Below are 22,135 nucleotides of genomic sequence, written 5' to 3'. Positions count from 1 at the left end.
CCGGAGAAAATCTCGTCCGCACCCGGAATACGACAACCTCTTATACTTGATTCGTTTGGGACCTCGGAAGCACTGTCTATTAGGCCGCTGCAGACAAAAATGTTGTATGTTTTGCAACTTTGACACCCAGATAGCCAGGTGTTCAGATAGATTGTTGTAAGAAATACAACAATAATCCGGCTAAGCCGCTTAAATAAGGTGAAATCCTGCATTTTCTACAACAATTTTGGTTTTAGGCTGGTAGGAAGAGGGAAATGTTGTATTTTGTGCAGGATTTCATTAAAGTTGCCCGATCTCTGTCCACGGAAAGCGGATATAGTCGGGACATTCGTGCGGCCACAGCAACAGCAGCAGCCCGGAAGTCCATCCTGCACCGCCTATTTCAGCAAAGCATCTTCCCTATCCCATCCTTGCCGGCAGCACTTACTGCGCAGCAGCCCCCTTGCTCCCCTGTACCAGTTCGCTATAGAGACCGCCCTGCCGCAATAGCTCCTCATGGGAACCCTGCTGAATCAGCCGTCCGCCTTGGAGCACCAGTATGCGGTCAGCAGCCCGGATCGTGCCCAGCCTGTGGGCAATCACAAAGCTCGTCCGCCCTTTCATCAGCGCCTGAAGGCCTTCCTGAATCTTAATCTCGGTCACTGTATCAATACTGCTCGTAGCTTCATCCAGCACCAGCATAGACGGATTCGCGAGAATTGCCCGGGCAATAGCTAGCAGCTGCTTCTGCCCCTGACTGATGCCGCTGCCGTCTACGGACAGCATCCGGTCATAGCCCCCTTGCAGCCTCATAATGAAGGCATGGGCATTGGCAAGCTTCGCGGCTTCCTCCACCTCTTCATCGGATGCATCCAGTCTGCCGTAACGGATATTGTCGCGGATCGTTCCTTTGAACAGGAAAGAATCCTGCAATACGAAGGCCATGTGGCTGCGCAGACTTTCCCGGGTAATCGTGGAGAGCTCTCTTCCGTCCAGCGTTATACTTCCTTTACTCGGATCGTAGAAGCGGGACAGCAGGCCGATTAGGGTGGTTTTGCCGGCTCCTGTAGGTCCAACCAGCGCAATCATCTCTCCGGGCTTAGCTTCAAAAGAAATATCCTGCAGCGTATCTGCGCCTCCATCATAGGAGAAGGATACGCCCGAGAACTTCACCGCGCCCTCCACATGCTGCAGCTTTACCGCTGCCCCCTCATCCCTGGCTTCTGTTTCTTCATCAAGTACTTCGAATACCCGCTCCGCTCCGGCAATTGCCGACAGAAGCGTGTTCCACTGGTTCGCCAGATCATTCAGCGGGCGTGTGAATTGACGTGCATATTCGGCAAAAGCAATAATTATCCCTACTGTTACGAGTCCGCGGATGGCGAGCAGCCCCCCGACTCCGGCAACGATTGCAAAGCTTAGGTTGTTCAGACCATTCATTAGCTTGGGAATGAAACCGGATATCGCCTGCGCCCAGTACCCTGACAGCATAATCTGTGTATTGCGCTCCCTGAAGCCGGTAATGACCCGCTCCTCCTGCGAGAACGCTTTGATAATCCGCTGCCCGGACAACGTTTCTTCTATAAATCCGTTCAGTTCCCCCATATTGCGCTGCCGTTCCTTGAACAGCGGGCCGGTCCGCCGGGTAATCCAGCGCATGCCCAGCATCATCAGCGGCACAACGATGAAGGTCAGCAGTGTCAGCAAGGGACTGAGCCACAGCATTACCCCCACCGTGCCCACCAGCGTCAGGATACTGGAGAAAATCTGAATCGCCGAGCTGTTCAGCGTCGAGCTGATATTCTCAATATCATTGGTTAGCCGGCTCATAATCTCCCCCTGCTGCCTGCGGTTGAAGAAGGAGATCGGCAGACGGTGCAGATGAGAGAACAGATCCGTACGCATCCGGTATACGGTCTCCTGGGCAATCTCGATCATCCAGATATTCTGCAGCCAGGAGATCAGAGAATTAAGCAGATAAACAAGCGCCAGTGTGACCAGAAAAATCACCCAGGTTCTGCCCCCGTCCCCTTCAAGATAATGGTCCACCGCCCGGCTGATCAGGTAAGGTCCAAGCAGGGACAGTCCTGAGCTGAGCAGGACCATAAACAGTACCAATAACAGCTTAGCCCTGCGCTCCGCAAGGTAACTCCATATCCGTCCAAGCGTACCGGACCAGTTCTTGGCTTTGGCCTTCGGTTTCCGGGCGCCCATTGCCCCGAAGACCTTCCCTTCTCCCAGTCCGACCTCCAGCTTCGGATGGCGGAACGGCTCAATGAGTGCTTTGAACATGCTGCGCCTCCCCTGTCTGTGACTGATAGATTTTGCGGTACAGCGGGGACGCATCCATCAGTTCTGTATGCGTCCCCTGGGCAATCAGCCGTCCTTCGTCCAACAACAGAATCAGATCGGCCGACACAGTGGAACTGATCTTCTGGGTGATAAGGAACGTTGTGCAGGACATCGTCTTCAGCTCCGCCAGTAAAAGCCCCTCCGTCACCGCATCAAGCGCACTGGTGCTGTCATCGAGAATCAGAATCGCCGGTTTGCGTACCAGTGCCCGCGCGATGGTCAGACGCTGCTTCTGTCCGCCGGACAGATTGACTCCGCGTTGCCCAAGCCGGGTATCGTACCCCTCCGGCAGTCCTGCAACAGTCTCATGAATCTGTGCCGCTGCGGCTGCCTGCTCAATGTCCTCCTGACCCGCCTGCCCGTTACCCCAGGCAATATTTTCTCGGATCGAGCCGGTGAACAGCAGTACCTCCTGCGGTACATAACCAATCGATCCCCGCAGTGCCTGTATGCCAATTTCCGTATGCTTCATCCCGTCAATCCTGATGACACCGCTGCCACACTCATACAGACGGGGGATCAATGTTACCAGAGAGGATTTACCTGAGCCCGTTGCACCCATAATCGCCACACGTTCTCCAGGCTGCACCGTGAAGGAAATGTCCTCCAGCACTTTAATCTCACTGCCGGGATAACTGAAGCCGACCTGCTGGAACTCGACCTTCCCCTTAATGGCTGGCACCTCATTCTGATTCAGAGGACCCTTTTGCGCTGGCCCCATCCCGTTCAGGGGAGCCATTCCCAATTCCCCCGGACCTTCACTGGCCGACATCACTTCATCAATGCGCACGGAAGAAGCTCTGGCGCGCGAGAAGCTTACCATGATCCAAGACAGCGCAGACAGTGCACCCATGGTGCGCAGGGAGTAATTAATGACTGCAACGGTCTGGCCGAGCGTCGCATCACCTGTGGATATCTCAATCCGGCCAAACCATAAGACAGCCAGAATTCCAGCATTCACGATGATCATAATGAACGGTGTCGAGGTCTCCGTGAGCCGCAGCGCGGATACAGTCGATTGCATCAGCTTCCCGCTGAACGTGGCAAACCGGCCAATCTCATGACCCATGCGCACAAATACACGAATCAGACGGATACCGGTAAGGTTCTCCTGAATGACACCATTAACATCATCCAGCCGGTTCTGCACATTGCGGAACAGAACAGAGGCTCTCCGCATCAGCCATAAGAGGAAAATCACCAAAAACGGCAGCGTCACCGTCAGCAGCAGCCCCAGCTTGACATGTACCACGAGCGCCATAATTACGCTGCCCACCACTACCAACGGGATACGGGTCATGAACCGCAGACCCATGAATATCGTATCCTGCAGCTGAGACACATCACCCGTAAGCCTTGTAATCAGCGACGAGGTAGGGAACCGGCTGAAGATTTCATAAGAGAAGGATTGCACCTTCTCATACAGCTTGTCCCGCAGGTCGAACGCGAACCCCTGGCTGGCATGCGAGGCAAAAAAGGAGCTGAGCACTCCGGCAAGAAACGCCACTGCAGCGCTTCCCACAAGCACACCGCCCCACAGCCAGACTACTGCTGTATCTTTTTCCCGGATACCTTCATCAATGATTTTGGAGATCAGCAATGGCTGCGACAGCTCTACTGCCAGTTCGATCAGCATCATTACCAGTGCGGCAATGGCTGCGACACGGTATTTTTTAAGATAAGAGAAGGTTAGCTTCATCGGTTATACCCCATTTATTTATTCGTAGAGCGCATCCCGCAGACGGGTAGACATCGCTGAGCCTTGTCCCGATTTCAGGATGACCCGGCGCAATGCTTTATTGCTGCGGTTAAGCTCCGTCATTTCTGCCAGCATTTCGACCAGTAAATCCTCCGACTCAGGGCTTAGTTCCCCCTTCTCCTGAAGTAGGTTCAGCCGTTCCTTGTATTGCTCCAATTTCTCTGTCACCTGACAAACTTCCTTTCTGTTCGCAAGATTCTCCTGCTGAAGACATAATTGCGTTCATTATATCACATCCCCGCTGGAGCAATCTTTTCACTGGCTACCCCGGCCCCGAATATGATACTCTAATAAGGTCGCATTTTTCGGATACTATTAACCAAGCTGAACAGCGAAAGGATAGATGGACGTGGCACAGTTATTTTTCAAGTATGGGGCAATGAATAGCGGCAAATCCATTGAAATTCTCAAGGTTGCACATAATTACGAGGAGCAGGGCAAGTCGGTACTCCTCTTCACTCCATCCCTTGACGACCGGGACGAAGTCGGTTACATCTCTTCCCGGATCGGACTGCGCAAGCAGGCCATCCCTATCGATGAGAATACGGATATCTTCAGCATTGTCAGCAGCAATCTGCCGAAACCCCACTGTGTGCTGATAGATGAGTGCCAGTTCCTGACTAAGGACTGCATTCTCCAGCTCGTGCGCATTGTCGATGAGCTCGGCATTCCGGTCATGGCCTTCGGCCTCAAAAATGATTTCCAGAACAATCTGTTCGAAGGCAGCAAATACATGCTGATCTACGCCGACAAGATTGAGGAAATGAAGACCATCTGCTGGTTCTGCGCCCGGAAAGCCACCATGGCACTGCGGGTCGAAGACGGCAAGCCTGTATACAGCGGCAAACAGATTCAGATTGGCGGCAATGAAGCCTATTACCCGGTCTGCCGCAAATGCCACAAGAATCCTCCATTGTAAAAAAGAATATATAAAAGGCTCAAAAGATTTTCACTGAAGGCATGGTCGTCATTACAGTGAATATTTGGACTTCCGGCCGCTGTTGTCTCCTGATTTCTATTATTTAATCCGCTGCTACGGTTGAAATCCGGAGACAAAGGCGATCGCTATCGCTCCTACAGTTCCAAAATCCCCTTCCAATCCTATTTAGCCTTTTGTTATTTCCTTTAATCACTTTATAGATAGAAAACACCAAAACGCATTCCAGCCATTGATAGGCTAAAATGCGTTTTTAGTGTTTTATTCTAATGAATAGCCTTCAGTGCTCTGTGCTCATCTTCCTTACGGACATACAGATCATGCTGAACCGTAGCCTTTCCTCCATAATTAGCACGCTGGGTATCCCTGGTCAAAAGTGGTATAAACTAATGTGCGTTCCCGCGGAACGAAGAAATGCCAGATGCCTTTTAGCAAGCTCATAAGCGCTCCTCTCCAGCCAATTACAGCATTTTAGTTCAAGTAACGTTCATGAAGGACCCGCAGATGATGCAGCTCATGTCCGATAATCAGACAGGCCTGCGCCCGAACCGACATGGCTATACCCCCGAAGCTCCCCTTGCGTGTATAGGAATCCTCCGGCAGACTATCCAGCAGCGTCAGGGTGGACTCCCGGACGATCCGGTAATGCGTGATCATCTCCTGTAGCGAGAAGCGGTCGAATCCGCCAGCAGCAGCGTAATCATTCTCTTCATAGCCGGGCAGCGGCGCCTGCTCTCCTCTGGCAAAACAAAGCAGACGGTAGGACATAATCCGGTCGTTATCCGTTAGATGCCCTATCATTTCTTTGATGCTCCACTTCCCTGGTGCATACCGGTATGCGCCTTGCTCCTCAGTAAGTCCGCCAAACAGAGCCAATACTTGCTGCGTCTGCTCTCTTAGAATGACCCTCAAATCTCCTTCTGGCGGCACCAAAGTAATATATCTGGACTGGAATTCGGTGTATTCTCCCTGCTCTGGACGCTTCTGCATGGTAAAACTCCTCTCAAAATACATTTTTTAAGAAATATTTGCCGGAAAGTGTCAAAACCTGTTGTTGCATTTTATCCTATTATGTATAATATCACCAAGATTAGCTACTTTGGTATTTGGGAGTGTAGGCATGCTGGATTTTGTGCTCTTTATAATCCTATCCGTATTAGAAAGCTCTGCATTGTTCTATCTTGGATTCAAATTGTTCAAGATTGATCTTTATTCTAAAGAGATTATCTTTGCGGGTATTATTATGGCGTTTTTTTCTTATGTCCTCCGCTACGATTACCAACTTGCAGAACTAGATGTTCTAGTACAATACACTCTTATCATTTGCTTTTTATGGTTACTTTTTCGCATTCATATTTTTTATGCATTTATAATGACAGCGATTGCTTACCAATCCTATTTGTTAATACAGTCTCTTCTATATTTAATCATTGATTATACAGGGATATACGGACTTAACTATCCAACGATTTCTACAGGAATCTATATATTACAAATCCTGACCGCAACAACTACTATTATCATTGCTAATTACGTGGGTAAAAGAAGAAAAGGATTTGACTTTATTCCGGATAAACCTGATGAAAAAATCACTATCGGAAAACGCGAGAAAATTATGTTTATTCTAACAATTCCTTCGATTATTTTTGCAATGCTAATGCTATTTTTTGCAGAACATCTATTCAGATTTTTCTTTATTATACCTTTAATCTATGCTCTACTTTTATTTGGATACCTGTATCAATCAGACAAAAAAAATCGGGGTGATGATTTTGAACAGTTTGGCTCTTAAAATTTCACTCGCCATAAAGAAAACTAACCCTGAAGAAACAGTATCAGTTGAAGTTATGCAATATGCTTTAAGTATTATTTTGAATACACTCTTGACCTTCATCGTTTCACTGTCTATTGGATTAATATTGAACAATCTCAAAGAAACCCTGATATTCTATATAAGCCTTTCATTACTTCGTGTTTTTTCAGGAGGAGTTCACCTAAAATCCGCAACAGCATGTAATATTGTGACGATCTTAATTTGCTCCATGACCCCTTATTTATTTCAGCTTACAGATACCATCCTTTGGTTCGTTACAGCTATTTCTTTAATTCTAGTGCTTCTATTTGCACCAAATCCAGATAAAAATACCCAAATCCCAGTGAAATGGTACCCTTCACTAAAATTAATTTCAGTTATAATGGTTTGTTTAAATTTTTTTATTGCATCCTCTGTCATCGGACTGGCATTTTTAGTCCAGTCAGTTACAATAATTCCTTGGAAAAGGAGGTGCTAATCATGAAAAGACAGGTCGCAAAACATGCTTCTTCTGCCCTTAACGTATCTGCCCGCTTTTTTGCAGCTGTTATGAAGCTAGGATTCCACAGTCCAGAAGCTCCACAAGAATTACGTAAGTAATCGAACAAGGATGGGGACAACATGCGTGTTCTACTAAACGACGGCTCTTCCCGGGATATTCAGGAAGAAGAAATATTGTATTTCTCTAACTATAAGAATACAATATTCGTCCATACGAAAGAAGGCGAATTCGTTCTCCCCACCACCCTTTCCGATCTGTTGTCTGCATACAAGGATAACGGATTCGAACGTCTGGACCGTAGTAATGTAGTCAGTCTCAGCAATATAGAAAACTATGATATAGAACGTAAGGTCGTTCTATTTAATCAAGGAGAACAATTCGCTCATGTTTCGGAGTCCAACGAATCCCGGATCAAGAAGTATTTGAATGCTCGCCAATCTAATGTCTCTGAGTCCTAGTTAGCGCTCGTGATTCAGAATAATAATCCCGGAACCTTACAGGTTCCGGGATTATTTATATTGCAAGCCAGAAAGGTAGATATGAAGACCCCGAACCAAAGCCAATCATTATCCCATATTACCCATCTTTTGTAAAGAAGAATTCAGAGGGCGAATGACAGCAGACGGATTAGCTTCCAAATGGTACCATTTTGATAGATTCGTAATGTTTTAAAACAATTCACTTATTTGTTAGCACTCTCAACTACAGATGGAGGAATCTAATGGAATATTATTTTCATCCTTCTCCGCGCCCCTCATCACTTGAGCTATTGTCTGACGAACAATTAATTAACATCTATGAATTGGCGCTGGAAGCTAAAGCTTCAGCTGATTTTATCGAAATCATCAGAAATGTCCTCTCTGGCCGAAATCTGTTAGGCTCAGATCATTATGATGCCTAATCCCTATTTTCAAGCCCTCCTATAAAACCATTCTGCTTATTGGTATATTGACCCGGCCTGCCGGGCAATATACTTTTTTGTCATTTTAAGATAATCAAATTTTAGTTTTTAATTTCAATTTCAATATCTTTCCTATATAATATTCTTTGTGTTTGTTACCTAACTTGACAATAGAAGGGATGAAAGATTGCATGAGGCATAATTTCCAGCACTTATTGCACAAAACTGTTCTATCTTCACTCGTAATTTCTATGACTGTATTGCCATTCAGTGGAATGTTCGCGGCAGCTGCGCCGGCTGACTCCACAATGAAGCTGCGCATCATGGAGACTACAGACATCCACACCAACCTGCTCCCGTATGACTATTATAAGAGCGCTACGTCTCTGACCGTCGGACTGGCCCGCACAGCTAGTCTTGTGAAAGCAGCCCGCCAAGAGATTGGCAATACGCTGCTGGTAGACAACGGCGACCTGATCCAGGGTACACCTCTGGGCACATACAAAGCACTGGTGAACCCGATTAAGGGCACCGAGATTCATCCTGTGTACAAAGCAATGAACCTGATGGGGTACGATGTAGCCACCTTCGGCAATCATGAATTCAACTATGGTCTGGATTACCTGGATCAGGCGATCAAAGGCGCCAATTTCCCTTATATTAACGCCAATGTATATGTAGATGACAAAGACAGCAATCCGGACAACGATGTTAACAAATACAGCCCTTATCAGATCATTACCAAATCCTATAAGGATGAAGCCGGCAATGTGCAGACGCTGAAGATTGGTGTACTCGGCCTTGTCACTCCGCAGATTACCGAATGGGACAAGAGCAATCTGGAAGGCAAAGTCATTACCAAGGATATCGTAGCTACAGCTGAGAAATTCATTCCACAGATGCGCGCAGCCGGTGCAGATCTGATTATCGCCATGACCCATTCCGGGTTTAACGGCAGTGCCGAAGCTTACGTGAAGGCAGAGGATGCTATTTTCCCGCTGAGTAAGGTTGCCGGTATTGATGCGATCACCTTCTCTCATACGCATAAAGTATTCCCTGCTGCAGATGAGAAGTCACTGGATGTCCTCTTCAAGGATGCCTCCGGCAAAGTATTGCCTGGTGTCGACAATGCCAAAGGAACCATCAACGGTGTCCCTGCAGTACAGGCCGGCTACGGCGGCAGTAATCTGGGCCTCATCGATCTGACACTTGAAAAAACAGATGGCAAATGGAAGGTAGCTTCATCGCAATCCTCCACCAAAGCCATCTATGATGCTGTTGCCAAAAAATCTACGGTAGATGTGGATCAGGCCATTGTGGATGCCGTGCAGGCCGATCATGAAGCAACAATTGCCTATGCGAACAGTCCAATTGGCACAACGACCGCACCGATCTACAGCTACTTCGGACTGGTTCAGGATGATCCATCCGTACAGATCGTTACCACTGCACAGAAGCAGTATGTAGAAAATTACATCAAAGCTAATCTTCCGCAATATGCAGGTATCCCGGTTCTGTCCGTCGGTGCTCCATTTAAAGCCGGACGTAACGGCCCCGAAGAATATACTGATATTGCTCAGGGACCACTGGCCATTAAGAGCGCAGGCGACCTGTACCTGTACGACAATACGCTGAAGGCGATTCTCGTGAAGGGGTCTGTGGTCAAGGAATGGTTGGAAATGTCTGCGGGCAAATTCAATCAGATTAACCCGTCCGCAACAGAAGCACAGGAGCTGCTTAATTCCTCTTTCGCCGTCTATAACTTCGACGTAATTGATGGTGTAACTTATCAGGTCGATGTTACCAAACCAGCCAAGTACAAACCGGATGGTACCGTGAATGACGCCTCCTCCAGCCGGATTATCAATCTGCAGTATAACGGCAAAGCGATTGATCCGAATCAGGATTTCATCATGGCAACCAATAACTACCGCGCAAGCGGCGGCGGTAACTTCCCTGGTGTCAAAGGCAGCAAATACATCATCGACTCACCGGATGAGAACCGCCAGATCCTGATGGATTATATCACGGCCAGCAAAACCATTAATCCGTCCGCCGACAACAACTGGTCGATTGCACCAATTTCCGGGAATGTGAAGGTCACCTTCACCTCATCTCCCAAAGCAGAAGCCTATGCCAAAACAACGGACAACATTGCCTATACAGGTCAAGTGGATGAGAAGGGCTTTGGTGTCTTCACACTGGACGTAAGCAAGGCTGTAACGCCATCTCTGCCCGCTGCTGATCCGGTTACGGAACAGCCTGCCGTTGCAGCATTCAAGGATGTTCCCGTGTCACACTGGGCGGCTGGTTACATCAATAGCCTCGCTGCGGATAAGATCATTTCCGGCAAAACAAGCGATACTTTTGATCCGAACGGTCTGGTAACCCGCGCCGAATTCGCCAGCTTGCTGACCAAAGCCTTGAAGCTGCAAGTCAATGTATCTCCAGTCTTCAAAGATGTACCTGCATCCGCCTGGTATGCAGGTGCCGTTGCAGCAGCTCATGAGAACAAGCTGGTAAGCGGTGTAACCGCCAATACCTTCGCACCTAATGCGTCCATCACCCGTGAACAGATGGCGGTTATGGTGAAGCAGGGGCTGGATCTCCGTGCCGGTAAAATCTTGACTGCCTCCGCAGCAGTCAGCTTCAGCGATTCGGCTTCCATCAGCGCTTGGGCAACATCCGCTGTAGCCGTTGCTGTCGATAAGAAGATTATCGCCGGACGCACAGACGGCAGCTTCGCCCCTAAGGCTACTGCCACCCGCGCTGAAGCCGCCAAAGTAATCTCCAGCCTGCTGTCTGCTTCTGTAGAGTAACCCTCAGCTACGAGGGCTGAAAGGCTATCCTGACCAGCATACACAGACGCAAAAAAGCCATCCTCCACATAAGTGCGGGGATGGCTTTTTATGATGGTACGCAAGGATCTACTCGATGAATTCTGTTTTGAAGACATTCTCCAGCTTGCCGCCGAGTCTCTTCTTCAGCGGAACCTTGATATCGCGGCCCAGCTCTTTGAAGAACGTATCCACATCGCATTTCACATTCTGCGCCAGGGCAATGATCGTACCGTCGCCTACGATATTCTGGTTCACTTCAAGAGGCACATCCACTTCAATATCGTATTTCTTAGTAAGTGTTTTGATGTATCTTGCAAAGATCTCCAACAGCTCATCGTTATTGAAATTCTCGATTGCAGCTTTACCTTTGCTGGTAAACTTCATATTGATTCTCATGATTCGTATCCCCTTTTCTGTCTAACCATTTGTAGTTGTTTATGGATCAAGATGAATAGATGGCTGCAAGAAAGGGCAACATTATTCATTTTTGACAACAAGCTGAGCCAGGCCCTTCTTCACTTATACACGCCCTTGATCTGCTGAACTTTGAACTGGGTGAATTCCTTCAATGACTGGATAACCTGGTCCTGCTCTTCTTCCTTCAGCTCATAGATGCATTCGCGCAGCCATTCTCCGAACAAATAGGCCTGACGCCCTTTGCGGGGCTGTTTGCGGAGGCTGTCCAGACTTCCCACGAATTTATCGTTCAGGACATCGGTCAGGTTATATTTCTCGATCTTCTCTATTACCATTCCTGCCCCATATTCCGTTTCATAAACGATAACTTCGTCAGAATCAAACGAAACATATGACGTTTCTTTGTCTTCCTTAGCCCGGAACTCCTTCAGCTTGTTAAACGCCGTTTCATAGATGTAATCCTGGGACTGATTATGCTGCGGCAGCTTGTAGCCCTGCTTGAGAGTCTTAATGTATTCAATGTCAGGCATGTAGTCCGCCAAATGATACATCCGGTTCTTAAGATCCCCCCCGAGCGCCTCAATGATCTTGTCCAGGTTATCTTTAAGCGGAATACTCTCTCCCCGTTCAATCTTGCTAAGCTGTGAATAGCTGATGCCGCTCTTCTCTTCAAGCCCTCGTAAGGTCAAACCTCGAGCTTTGCGGAAGTGCCGGATGAAATTCCCCAGCTCATCGGGATAGTTATCGAAATCGTTCATAGGAGCCACCTCTACCTATATCATAACACAAGATAACAATTTGTGTTTCATTATAACAATTGTTTGTGTAAATTCTTTAGGCAGAATCAATAAAAACTCCATTATTAGCACTCAGAGCAGCTAAGCTTAAGGCTAAATCCGCTCTAAATGGAGGTAATTCCCATAACTGTGAACTGATCTGTTTTGATTTCCTTATTCTCTCAAATACCCCGCATTATTATCCGATAAAGACTAATGTAAAAATCAAAATCACTACTGGGGGAATTATCATGTCTTACACCATGGAAGTAAATGTAGCGAAAAATCAGGTGATTGTTAGAGCCTATGGCCTCACCGAAGGTGACGTGCCTGCATACATAGCTGATTTCGAGAGTGCTCTGAAGAAACTGAAACCGGGATTCACCGGCGTAACGGATGTAACGGGTTCCCCGACTGTACTGTCTCCGGAAGTTGCAGCTTTGCTTGCTCCGACGGGCGACCTGGCAATTGCCGCAGGTGTCGGCGGCTGGGTCTACGTTGCAGATTCCCCGGTATGGAAAATGCAGATGAAGCGCTTGTTCGGCAAATTCGCTGTTCACTACCCGACCTATGAAGAAGCAGATGCTTACCTGAACGGCTTGTCTAACCAGTCGATCCACTAAAAAAACAGACAAAAGGTGATCCCGGACCAGAAATGGCTTGGAATCACCTTTTTTTATATGCGGATTAATCACGGAAAAGAACCCGAAAGCTTATTTCAGCGCTCAGAATTTCCGATATAGATTCTATATGGTATTTAATCCTTTCCTTGGGAGGAATTCTCTTGTCATCCATCTCTTCAACCTCTTCACAGAGTTCTATGCCTGTTTCCGCCACAAGCCACCAATTGAAACCTGATTCCAGGGACAAGGAAATTCAAAGTCTGATCAAACAAAAGTCCAACCTGAATGAACAGATTGAAGCCGTCAGATCCAATGAGAACCTGGATAAGAAGCTGAAGCAGGAACGCGTACAGGCCCTCAAAGCATCTATTCAGGAAGTTGATGCGCAGATCGCACAGATCAAAGCCGAGCAAATGCAGGAAAAAATGGAGAGCAGCAAGCCTAAACAGACTGAAGCCAAAAAAGCTGAGCAAGACACCTTCACGGATATTAGTGTTGAATCGATGCATGCGCTCATCAAAAACAGCACGACATATGACCGGATGGGTAAGCTTGTGAATCTCAGTAAGCAGCTGGAAGGCGAGATCAAGCCCATCCAGAGTGAGATTAAGATGGAAAGAGACCGGTTAGCCAACAACCCTACGAACGACATAGGCCGGCCGTTAATGCTTGAGAATGCGGAGCGTATTATTTTCCAGGCTAAACGGGAGGAAATTCTCGATATGAAATCCACCATCCGCGGGATCGACAGCAAGATTGGAGATTTAGTCTCTGAGCTGAAGGACAATAGCAAAGCGGCGGCAAAAGAGAGTAATACTCCTAGCTCGCTCTCCCGCACTGAGGATAAAGAAGAAACAGATGAGACCAATAAGTCCTCCAAAATTGGAGATAAAAGCAGCACTGCCGAAGCGGCTGGTACAGGAAGAGCGTCAGACCCGGTAACCGGCTCGGCCCCAGCTTCAGCGTCGTTGGATATTTTGCTGTAGCCTGGAAGCTAAGAAACAGCGAACCTGATGAACAACAAAAACACCCCTTCTTGGAATTAATACATCCAAAAAGGAGTGTTTTTTTATTTTATAAGCATAGATTATTGGCTCTGAAATTCGGTCAAACATCTTAACCCTTCACGTATCTTGATCCTTACCCCTTCAAGACACCTTATGCTCAATGCGCAGCTTGTCGGCTACCATGGCAATAAATTCCGAGTTAGTTGGCTTGGATTTGGAGATATTAATCGTATAGCCGAACAGATGGCTGATGCTGTCAATGTTGCCGCGGGTCCAGGCGACTTCGATCGCATGGCGGATGGCGCGCTCCACGCGTGAAGGCGTTGTCTTGAATTTCTCGGCAATGGCAGGGTAGAGCGTCTTGGTGATGGCACCCAGAATCTCGATATTGTTGTAGACCATGGTGATGGCTTCACGCAGGTACTGATAACCTTTAATATGCGCAGGTACGCCGATTTCATGAATGATCGATGTAATATTGGCATCCAGATTCTTTCCTTTGGACAAAGGTACCACATTACTGGAAGATCTGGAACTCGAATAGCCGGACATGCTGGCAGAAGTGCTCATGCTGCCTTGGGCGCCCACAAGCTGACGCACACGGTTCGCCAGAACCTCCATATCGAACGGCTTCAAAATATAATAAGATGCTCCTAGCTGAACAGCTCTTTGGGTGATGTTCTCCTGGCCGAAAGCGGTCAGCATGATGATCTTCGGCTGCGGGTTCAGATCCATATCGCGCAGGCGTTCCAGAACGCCAAGGCCGTCCAGATGCGGCATGATGATATCAAGAATAAGGACATCGGGTACTTTGCGTGCTCCGCTCAGCATTTGAAGCACTTCTTCACCATTATAGGCAATGCCTGTCACGGTCATATCTTCCTGTTCGGTAATGTACTCGGCAAGCAAGTTAGTGAACTCCCTGTTATCATCGGCCAACAACACTTCAATATTCTGCACTGGCTGCTTCCTCCTTATTATCTTCTCTCCCTTAAGTTTTCGACATGAAGATTGAATATCCTTCTGTCGAAAATTATTTTTCTTTATTTTTTTTCGGTGTTGATTTATAATTAAATATTTTGTTTCACGATTCGAGGTTTATCGCTGGCCTTCGACAAAAAAATCTTAAGGCTAAACCGCCTTAAGATTGTAGGGAAGCAAATTCTCTTGTTGCACCACACCGGAGTCACGAAGCATCCATTCGATGAAGCAGCCGTAACCCGACTTGGGATCATTGACGAATACGTGGGTAACTGCACCGATCAGCCGGCCATTCTGGACAATCGGGCTGCCGCTCATCCCCTGAACAATCCCGCCGGTCTTATCAATCAGACGGGAATCGGTGATGCGCAGGACCATGCCTTTGGTCGCCGGAGTCTGCTGGCGGGCCACATGAATGATCTCCACATTGAAACGCTCCACCTGCTGACCATCGACTACTGTAAGAATCTGTGCCGGGCCTTCCTTCACTTCAGCGCTCATTGCAACGGGTATCGGTTCCTGGTACAGGCTGTGCTCCGGATTGCGGGTCATTTTGCCGAAAATTCCGAAATCCGTATTGCTCTCCACATTACCGAGAACCTGGCTTTCCTTCAGAAAATGAGCCCGTTTCTCCCCAGGATCGCCATCCTGGCTTTTGGAAATGGAGGTGACACTGGACTGCACGATATGGCCGCTGCCGACAACAATCGGTGTGCCGGTGTTCATGTCGGTAATGACATGCCCCAGAGCACCGTATACGCCTTGTTTCGGAGCATAGAAAGTCAGGGTACCCACACCTGCTGCGGAATCGCGGATGTAGAGCCCCAGTCTCCATACCTTGTCATTGCGGTCATACGCGGGTTTTAGCTGAGCTTTGTGCTCTTTGCCGCTGCGTTTGTACACAATACTTAAGGAATCATTGCTTTTGCCGGCACGTTCCACAAGCTTTGCTACCTTGGATACCTCGTCCAGCTTGACCCCATTAATAGAGGTCATCAGATCACCAGGCATCAGTCCGCTGTTCTCGCCGGGTGAAATCTTGGACTGCTCCGATACTTCAATCAGATGATGGCCCACAACCAGAACCCCTGCTGACTTCACTTTCACGCCAATCGTCTGACCTCCCGGGATGACTCTAAGCTCATTGTCATTCCCCTGAACCGCTTTATGCGGCTGATGTTCCAGCGGTGCTGCAAAGCTCTGTTGAGGTCCCGTTATGCCTGATAAGCTGAGAAAGAAGGCAAATAAAAGGCCGGGCATTAACTTCCTGAGGTTCGGCTTCAATGGCTGTCACGCTCCCTTTTGCTTCTTTCGCTTGACGAAAAAGGTGGTCGCCAATTGCGTACCTATAAGATAACCTTGCCCCCAGGCTTTTATTACTGTCAATCATTGTCCCGCTTACCCAGCAGCAGCTTTGCTGGCCTCAGCCAAACCGAGCATTTCCTGTGCGTGATGCAATGTTTTTTCGGTAATTTCCACACCACCCAGCATACGGGCCAGCTCCAGCACCCGGCCTTCCGCCGAGAGGGAGTCCACTTCGGTCATCGTGCGTCCGTCTTCGACTTTTTTGACAATCAGATATTGATGATCTGCCATACAGGCCACCTGCGGCAAGTGAGTAATGGAGAACACCTGACAGGTGGAGGACAGCTTGTATAATTTATCCGCAATGGATTGTGCCGCGCGCCCGCTGACACCGGTATCCACTTCATCGAAAATCAGGACAGGAATGGCGTCATGCCGGGCAAAAATGCTCTTCATCGCCAGCATGATGCGGGACAGCTCACCGCCGGAGGCGATTTTGCCCAGCGGCCGCAGCGGCTCGCCCGGGTTCGGGGAGATCATGAACTCTGCGCTGTCGATCCCCTGCCGGGTCAGACGGTAACGCCGGTCCTGATACTCAATACCGCGCGGGTCTTCGAGCGTATCCATTTTGACTTGAAGCGAAGTCCGCTCCATCTGCAGATCCTTCAGCTCACCTTCCACTTGGGAAGCGAGATCCGTAGCACACTGGCGACGTGCCGTGCTGAGCGCTCCGGCGGCTTTCATTAAAGTGCCGAGCAGGCCATCGCGTTTGGCCGTCAATTTCTCAATGTATTCGTCCTTATTCTCCAGAAGATCGGTCTCCCGGTGAATCTGCTCATAATACTCCAGAATCTGCTCTACACTGTCTCCGTATTTGCGCCGCAGTCCTGTAATCAGATCCAGACGGTTCTCAATTTCCTCCAGCCGCGCCGGATTGAATTCGATATCTTCGCGGTAGTCACGCAACTGGAAGGCCGCATCCTCCAGCTGGTAATACGACGACTGCAGCTGCTCGAACACAGCCCTCAGGCCCTTCTCGTCATAACGGATCGCATCCTCCAGCTTGGAGATGACACTCCCGATGGATTCCAGCCCTTGCCTGTCATACAGCAGCTCGTATGCGCCGGATACTGAATCCATCATTTTCTCACTGTGGGATAGTTTGACCCTTTCTTCGTTAAGTAATTCATCTTCTCCAGGTTTTAGTCCCGCAGCAGAAATTTCCTCCAGCTGAAAACGGTACAAATCAAGCATTTGATACGCTTTTTGACTGGATTCCTGAAGTTCCCGGAGTTCTTTTTCCACTTTGGCGAAGGCTGTATATTTCTCCTGATAGTCAGCTTTGAGCGGGCCAATCACAGCTTCGCCGTAAGTATCCAGCAGCCCCAGATGACGTTCAGCCTTCAGCAGGTTCTGATGCTCATGCTGCCCGTGGATATTCACCAGCTGTTCACCGATTTCCCGCAGCATGCTGAGATTGACCATCTGGCCGTTCACCCGTGAAGTGCTTTTGCCTTGAGAAGTAATCTCCCGGCGGATCACCAGATGCTCTTCGCGTTCTGCTCCAATGCCAAGCCGTTCCAGCGTATCCCAGACGGGATGGGTTCCCGGCAAGCTGAAAAGCGCTTCCATTTCTGCCTTTTCACACCCATACCGGATAGAGTCCGCAGAACCGCGGCCCCCGGCAATGAGTGCAAGCGCATCGATAATAATCGATTTCCCTGCCCCCGTCTCCCCTGTAAGAACATGAAAGCCGGGATAAAAATGCACATCCACCGCCTCAACGACGGCAAGATTGCGGATTGATAACGTGTCTAACACGAATACAGCACCTCCGAAAAGATGATCGCTTATTTAAGTGTAAAAGGGTGATGAAGTTACGAGATGTAGCCCATAATTTGTGCAATAACGCCTTTGCTGTCCTCAGGCTGGCGGCAGATAATCAGAATAGTGTCATCGCCCGAGATGGTGCCCATAATTTGCGGCCAGTCAATATTATCAATCAGTGCAGCCACAGAATTGGCTGTTCCCGGAAGACATTTCATAACCACAAGGTTGGCGGAGAAATCGATCTGCACAAAATTATCCACCAGCACCCGCTTAAGCTTCTGGGTCGGATTATAGCGCTGGTCGGTCGGCAGGGAGTACTTGTAGCGCCCGTCATCCATAGGCACCTTAATCAGCAGCAGTTCCTTGATATCACGGGATACTGTAGCCTGGGTAACCTGAAATCCGGATTCACGCAGAGCCTCCACCAGATCATCCTGGGTCTCGATCTCCCTCTGCGTAATAATTTCTCTTATTTTGATGTGCCTGTGTCCCTTCATTGTTGCCTCCCGTATTTATAAGTTGATCTCAATTGGATTCACCATCGTCTTTGCCTAACTTAATCACATGAATTGCTGAATTCACCGTATCCACGTACAGCACACCGCTGCAATCCGGATAAATTAGCAGATAAGGAAGCAGAGTGTCGCGAAGTCCGCTGCCGGTGAACTCAAGCCCTTTGCGCGGCCGGGACAGAATAACCAGATAGAAATGCTCCTCATCTTTGCTGGCCACATAATCAATGAACAGCCTGCTGTACATCGGTGCCCCGTTCACTTGAAAGGACAAAGGAATCTTCAGCTTGCCGCCAATGACCTCGTAACCGGCATCCTCTAATAATCCGATGGACGGATGAGGCTGAATAATGGTATTGATCGGCACCCGGTCCTTCATGAACGATCTTGGGGAACCTTGGAGCCAGATGTAGATCCGGTAAACGATAAAGATTGCCGCCGCCAGTCCTATGAGTGCTACAACGGCCTTGTCAGAGCTCGCCACTCCCATCACCTCGGTGAATCTATTCGCGTGAAGGCAGGCGAAATCCTGCTTGAGGGAAACAACAGAGCCTGATCCGGCAGCAAAAAGTTGAAGCTGTCTGCAGATGAAGCGTTGCCTGCTTAAGTTCATTAATTATAACGTATAACACCGCTTGAAGCATGTATATTGCAGGCAGAAAACGGCAGATGATTTAATTCTTTATTTTTGCAGCAAAAGAAACTCATCGTTTAGATGAGTTTCCATTGTTCGTAGCGCTAAAGGTTGCATTCGCTTCCTTGATTACGGATTCGGCAAGCGCGGCGAAAGGATTCGGCTGTGCTTCAGCCGGGAAAATCTGCTGTTCGTGCTGTTCGTTCGTAGAGTTATCTACTGCTTCAGGCAGCAGCTTCCAGTGAGCCAGGAATTCAATATTGCCTTCCCCTCCGGTAATTGGAGAGAAGGTCAGCCCTTCCAGCTTATAGCCCAGCCCGGCCGCCATAGACAGCACATTAACAAGCACCTCTTTGTGAACGGCGGATTCGCGGACTACACCGGATTTGCCCACCTTTTCCCGTCCAGCCTCGAACTGCGGCTTGATCAGCGCAGCGATATCGGCCGGGCGGTTCAGGAGCGCCATCAGCGGCGGCAGAATAATCTTCAGTGAAATAAAGGACACATCAATACTGGCAAAATCAGGTACCGGCCCCTTCAGGTCAGGCGGGGTCATGTAGCGGAAGTTGGTCTGCTCCATTACGGTTACCCGCTCGTCGTTGCGCAGGCTCCAGTCCAGCTGGTTATGGCCGACATCAATAGCATACACATGTGCTGCCCCGTTCTGGAGTGCACAATCGGTGAAGCCTCCTGTAGAGGAGCCGATATCCAGCATATTCCTCCCGTTCAGGTCAATGCCGAACTGCCGCAGTGCCTTCTCCAGCTTCAGGCCGCCCCGGCTGACGTAGGGATGCACAGCTCCTTTGACTCTTAAGACAGAGCTGCGCAGCACCTTCATTCCCGGCTTCTCAATCCGTTCTTCATTCGCCAGCACAAGACCCGCCATGATTGCTGCCTTGGCCTTCTCACGGCTGTCGTAGAAGCCTTGCTCTACTAACAGTACATCTATACGTTCTTTAGGGTGTTCCATGTTCATCTCCTGGTCACTTGGGTCCGGCTTCCACCCTGTACTCAGGAATTGGAAGTCGACTTGTAAGTATAAGTGCTCAACGCCTTCATCGCCTTGATCCGCGTACACAAGGCTTCAACGGTGAGGCCGGTTTCCTGGCGCTGCTCCTTGATCGAACCATGCTCAACGAAGATATCCGGCACGCCCATCAAGTGAACTCGTGCATCATAAATCTCATGTTCCGCATAGAATTCGAGCACTGCGCTGCCTAGGCTGCCTGCCTGGCTGGCTTCTTCAAGCACAACCATGCTGGTTCCGGCATGAGCCAGTTCAAGCAGCATGGTATTATCCAGCGGCTTCAGGAACCGGGCGTTCACTACGCTAACCTGAATGCCTTCACGCTTGAGCAGCTCAGCTGCCTCCTCGGCTAGCTGAACCATCGGGCCGCAGGCCAGCACTGCGTAATCATCCCCGGGACGCAGACGCTCCCAGGAGCCGATAGGCAGACAATGCAGTTCGGCATCTACAGCCGCCCCGGTGCCTTCAATCCGCGGATAACGGTAAGCAATAGGTCCGTCATTGTATTCCAGTGCCGTCTTCATCATATGGCGCAGCTCATTCTCATCCTTAGGCATCATAAGCACTATATTCGGGATGTGCCGCATGAAAGCTATATCATATACCCCTTGATGGGTCTCCCCGTCCGCACCGACAAAACCGGCACGGTCGATGGCAAACATTACATTGGCATTATGTCTGCAGATATCATGGACAATCTGGTCATAGGCACGCTGCATAAAAGTGGAGTAGACGGCATAGACCGGCTTCATCCCCTCCATGGCCAGAGCGGCGCACAGCGTGGCTGCATGCTGCTCAGCAATACCGACATCGATCATCCGGTCCGGGAATTCCTTGGCGAACGGGAACAGGCCCGAGCCGCCCGGCATTGCCGGTGTGACCGCAATCAGTCTTGAATCCTGCCGGCCCAGCTCAATCAGCGTCTCCCCGAATACTTCGGTATACATCGGGTGGCTGACAGCCTTCACAGCCTTAAGGGACTGGCCGGATTCAATTTTGTAGGGTGAGATCGCATGTGATTTATAGAAGTCCGTTTCGGCCGGCTTGTAGCCTTTCCCCTTCGTCGTCAGCACATGTACCAGCACAGGACCAGACACATTATCTGCCTGATGGAAGGTGTCGATCATTTTCTCCAGATCATGACCATCCACGGGTCCCAGATACGTGAATCCGAGCTCTTCGAACAGAACACCGGGAACGAGCATGTTCTTCAGGCCGTCCTTCACATTCTGCGCCGTCTTGGCCAGCCGCCCGCCTATCGCCGGGATTTTCTTGAGCAGGCCCTCCACTTCATCCTTCGCACGCAGATAATGGCGGTCCGAGCGGATTTTGCTCAAATAATTATGCATGGCTCCTACATTCGGTGCAATAGACATCTCATTGTCATTGAGGATAACCATCAGCTTGCGGCGTTCATGTCCAATATGGTTCAGCGCCTCAAAGGCCATCCCCCCGGTAAGCGCACCGTCGCCGATCACAGCGATGACCCTATTGTCCTCGCCCTTCAAATCCCGGGCCATGGCCATACCCATTGCGGCAGACAAAGAGGTACTGCTGTGTCCGGCTTCCCAGACATCATGCTCGCTCTCCGAACGCTTCACAAAGCCGCATAAGCCGCCCTGCTTGCGCAGTGTATCAAACCGGTCCTGGCGGCCAGTCAGTATCTTGTGTACATACGCCTGATGACCGACGTCATATATCATCTTGTCCCGGGGACTGTCATAGCAGTAATGCAGGGCCAGCGTGAGCTCCACTACCCCCAGGTTGGATCCGAGATGCCCTCCGGTTACTGTAAGTTTGTCTATTAAAAACCGGCGGATTTCTTCCGCAAGGGCTGCCAGCTCCTCGACTGACAAAGATTTAAGTTGCTGAGGATCATTTATTTGTGGAAGCAGCACGAGTATTCCCCGCTTTCCTAGATGTTGTAAAATATAAACCCC

21 protein-coding genes are annotated in these 22,135 nt (G+C 49.2%); 8 read left to right on the top strand and 13 right to left on the bottom strand.

Annotated features, from left to right (window positions below):
• Positions 1 to 423 precede the first annotated feature (423 nt).
• From NSQ73_RS09530 to NSQ73_RS09520, 3 genes are read right to left on the bottom strand one after another with little or no spacing between them, the layout of a single operon-like run.
• Positions 424 to 2,271 carry an ABC transporter ATP-binding protein gene (locus NSQ73_RS09530; protein WP_340986254.1) on the bottom strand — a complete coding sequence of 616 codons (1,848 nt, stop codon included), beginning with the start codon at positions 2,269 to 2,271 and terminating at the stop codon, positions 424 to 426.
• Complete coding sequence (locus NSQ73_RS09525) at positions 2,252 to 4,030, bottom strand: ABC transporter ATP-binding protein (protein ID WP_340986253.1); 1,779 nt, start codon at positions 4,028 to 4,030, stop codon at positions 2,252 to 2,254. The genes NSQ73_RS09530 and NSQ73_RS09525 overlap by 20 nt, the downstream gene beginning before the upstream one ends.
• Positions 4,031 to 4,048: 18 nt before the next feature.
• Positions 4,049 to 4,258 (bottom strand): hypothetical protein, encoded by a 210-nt coding sequence (locus tag NSQ73_RS09520; RefSeq protein WP_340986252.1) that lies wholly within the window; start codon positions 4,256 to 4,258, stop codon positions 4,049 to 4,051.
• A 181-nt stretch (positions 4,259 to 4,439) separates the two neighbouring features.
• Here NSQ73_RS09520 and NSQ73_RS09515 point away from each other — a divergent pair, with 181 nt between their 5' ends.
• Positions 4,440 to 5,009: a thymidine kinase gene (locus NSQ73_RS09515; protein ID WP_340986251.1), complete on the top strand. Its 570-nt coding sequence runs from the start codon at positions 4,440 to 4,442 to the stop codon at positions 5,007 to 5,009.
• 489 nt (positions 5,010 to 5,498) lie between these two features.
• Here NSQ73_RS09515 and NSQ73_RS09510 read toward each other — a convergent pair whose 3' ends face one another.
• Entirely contained in the window at positions 5,499 to 6,017 is a 519-nt protein-coding gene (locus NSQ73_RS09510) for a DinB family protein (protein ID WP_340986250.1), read from the bottom strand.
• A 130-nt stretch (positions 6,018 to 6,147) separates the two neighbouring features.
• Here NSQ73_RS09510 and NSQ73_RS09505 point away from each other — a divergent pair, with 130 nt between their 5' ends.
• The 5 genes from NSQ73_RS09505 (at position 6,148) to NSQ73_RS09480 (ending at position 11,062) form a co-directional block, all read left to right on the top strand.
• A complete protein-coding gene (locus tag NSQ73_RS09505; protein ID WP_042138714.1) occupies positions 6,148 to 6,819 on the top strand; it encodes a hypothetical protein in 672 nt (223 codons plus the stop codon).
• Entirely contained in the window at positions 6,800 to 7,318 is a 519-nt protein-coding gene (locus NSQ73_RS09500; RefSeq protein ID WP_197074261.1) for an accessory gene regulator ArgB-like protein, read from the top strand. Before NSQ73_RS09505 ends, NSQ73_RS09500 begins: the two co-directional genes overlap by 20 nt.
• 143 nt (positions 7,319 to 7,461) lie before the next feature.
• Positions 7,462 to 7,800, top strand: a complete 339-nt coding sequence (locus tag NSQ73_RS09490; RefSeq protein WP_042138715.1) for a LytTR family DNA-binding domain-containing protein — start codon at positions 7,462 to 7,464, stop codon at positions 7,798 to 7,800.
• Positions 7,801 to 8,063: 263 nt separating this feature from the next.
• Positions 8,064 to 8,243 (top strand): sporulation histidine kinase inhibitor Sda, encoded by a 180-nt coding sequence (gene sda, locus NSQ73_RS09485; protein WP_039300400.1) that lies wholly within the window; start codon positions 8,064 to 8,066, stop codon positions 8,241 to 8,243.
• Between the two features lie 251 nt (positions 8,244 to 8,494).
• Complete coding sequence (locus NSQ73_RS09480; protein WP_445669664.1) at positions 8,495 to 11,062, top strand: bifunctional 2',3'-cyclic-nucleotide 2'-phosphodiesterase/3'-nucleotidase; 2,568 nt, start codon at positions 8,495 to 8,497, stop codon at positions 11,060 to 11,062.
• 108 nt (positions 11,063 to 11,170) lie between these two features.
• Here NSQ73_RS09480 and NSQ73_RS09475 read toward each other — a convergent pair whose 3' ends face one another.
• Both NSQ73_RS09475 and NSQ73_RS09470 read right to left on the bottom strand, forming a co-directional pair.
• Entirely contained in the window at positions 11,171 to 11,479 is a 309-nt protein-coding gene (locus tag NSQ73_RS09475; protein WP_039300408.1) for a hypothetical protein, read from the bottom strand.
• A 119-nt stretch (positions 11,480 to 11,598) separates the two neighbouring features.
• Positions 11,599 to 12,258: a helix-turn-helix domain-containing protein gene (locus NSQ73_RS09470; protein WP_171716762.1), complete on the bottom strand. Its 660-nt coding sequence runs from the start codon at positions 12,256 to 12,258 to the stop codon at positions 11,599 to 11,601.
• 269 nt (positions 12,259 to 12,527) lie between these two features.
• On the opposite strand from NSQ73_RS09470, the gene NSQ73_RS09465 reads away from it, so the two are divergent.
• Together NSQ73_RS09465 and NSQ73_RS09460 are read left to right on the top strand one after the other, a co-directional pair.
• Positions 12,528 to 12,899: a hypothetical protein gene (locus tag NSQ73_RS09465; RefSeq protein ID WP_171716763.1), complete on the top strand. Its 372-nt coding sequence runs from the start codon at positions 12,528 to 12,530 to the stop codon at positions 12,897 to 12,899.
• A 161-nt stretch (positions 12,900 to 13,060) separates the two neighbouring features.
• Positions 13,061 to 13,885 carry a FlxA-like family protein gene (locus NSQ73_RS09460; protein ID WP_340986248.1) on the top strand — a complete coding sequence of 275 codons (825 nt, stop codon included), beginning with the start codon at positions 13,061 to 13,063 and terminating at the stop codon, positions 13,883 to 13,885.
• Positions 13,886 to 14,047: 162 nt separating this feature from the next.
• Here the strand turns inward: NSQ73_RS09460 and spo0A are convergent, their stop codons facing one another.
• From spo0A to dxs, 7 genes are all read right to left on the bottom strand, one after another.
• Positions 14,048 to 14,866 carry a sporulation transcription factor Spo0A gene (gene spo0A, locus NSQ73_RS09455; RefSeq protein WP_042138725.1) on the bottom strand — a complete coding sequence of 273 codons (819 nt, stop codon included), beginning with the start codon at positions 14,864 to 14,866 and terminating at the stop codon, positions 14,048 to 14,050.
• 171 nt (positions 14,867 to 15,037) lie between these two features.
• Positions 15,038 to 16,147, bottom strand: a complete 1,110-nt coding sequence (gene spoIVB, locus NSQ73_RS09450; RefSeq protein ID WP_256703938.1) for a SpoIVB peptidase — start codon at positions 16,145 to 16,147, stop codon at positions 15,038 to 15,040.
• Between the two features lie 138 nt (positions 16,148 to 16,285).
• Positions 16,286 to 18,013 (bottom strand): DNA repair protein RecN, encoded by a 1,728-nt coding sequence (recN, locus tag NSQ73_RS09445; protein ID WP_171716766.1) that lies wholly within the window; start codon positions 18,011 to 18,013, stop codon positions 16,286 to 16,288.
• A 56-nt stretch (positions 18,014 to 18,069) separates the two neighbouring features.
• A complete protein-coding gene (gene ahrC / locus NSQ73_RS09440; RefSeq protein WP_039300423.1) occupies positions 18,070 to 18,519 on the bottom strand; it encodes a transcriptional regulator AhrC/ArgR in 450 nt (149 codons plus the stop codon).
• Positions 18,520 to 18,547: 28 nt separating this feature from the next.
• Positions 18,548 to 19,018, bottom strand: a complete 471-nt coding sequence (locus tag NSQ73_RS09435) for a hypothetical protein (RefSeq protein ID WP_052421957.1) — start codon at positions 19,016 to 19,018, stop codon at positions 18,548 to 18,550.
• Positions 19,019 to 19,238: 220 nt separating this feature from the next.
• The gene (locus NSQ73_RS09430) at positions 19,239 to 20,138 is read right to left on the bottom strand and encodes a TlyA family RNA methyltransferase (protein WP_340986247.1); all 900 of its coding nucleotides are present in this window, start codon (positions 20,136 to 20,138) and stop codon (positions 19,239 to 19,241) included.
• Between the two features lie 41 nt (positions 20,139 to 20,179).
• The gene (dxs, locus tag NSQ73_RS09425) at positions 20,180 to 22,093 is read right to left on the bottom strand and encodes a 1-deoxy-D-xylulose-5-phosphate synthase (RefSeq protein ID WP_340986246.1); all 1,914 of its coding nucleotides are present in this window, start codon (positions 22,091 to 22,093) and stop codon (positions 20,180 to 20,182) included.
• Between the last annotated feature and the right edge of the window lie 42 nt (positions 22,094 to 22,135).

This window comes from Paenibacillus sp. FSL R10-2736, assembly GCF_038000245.1.
GTDB classification, from domain to species: domain Bacteria; phylum Bacillota; class Bacilli; order Paenibacillales; family Paenibacillaceae; genus Paenibacillus_AQ; species Paenibacillus_AQ phytohabitans.
This window is presented reverse-complemented; position numbering and strand designations above follow the sequence as displayed.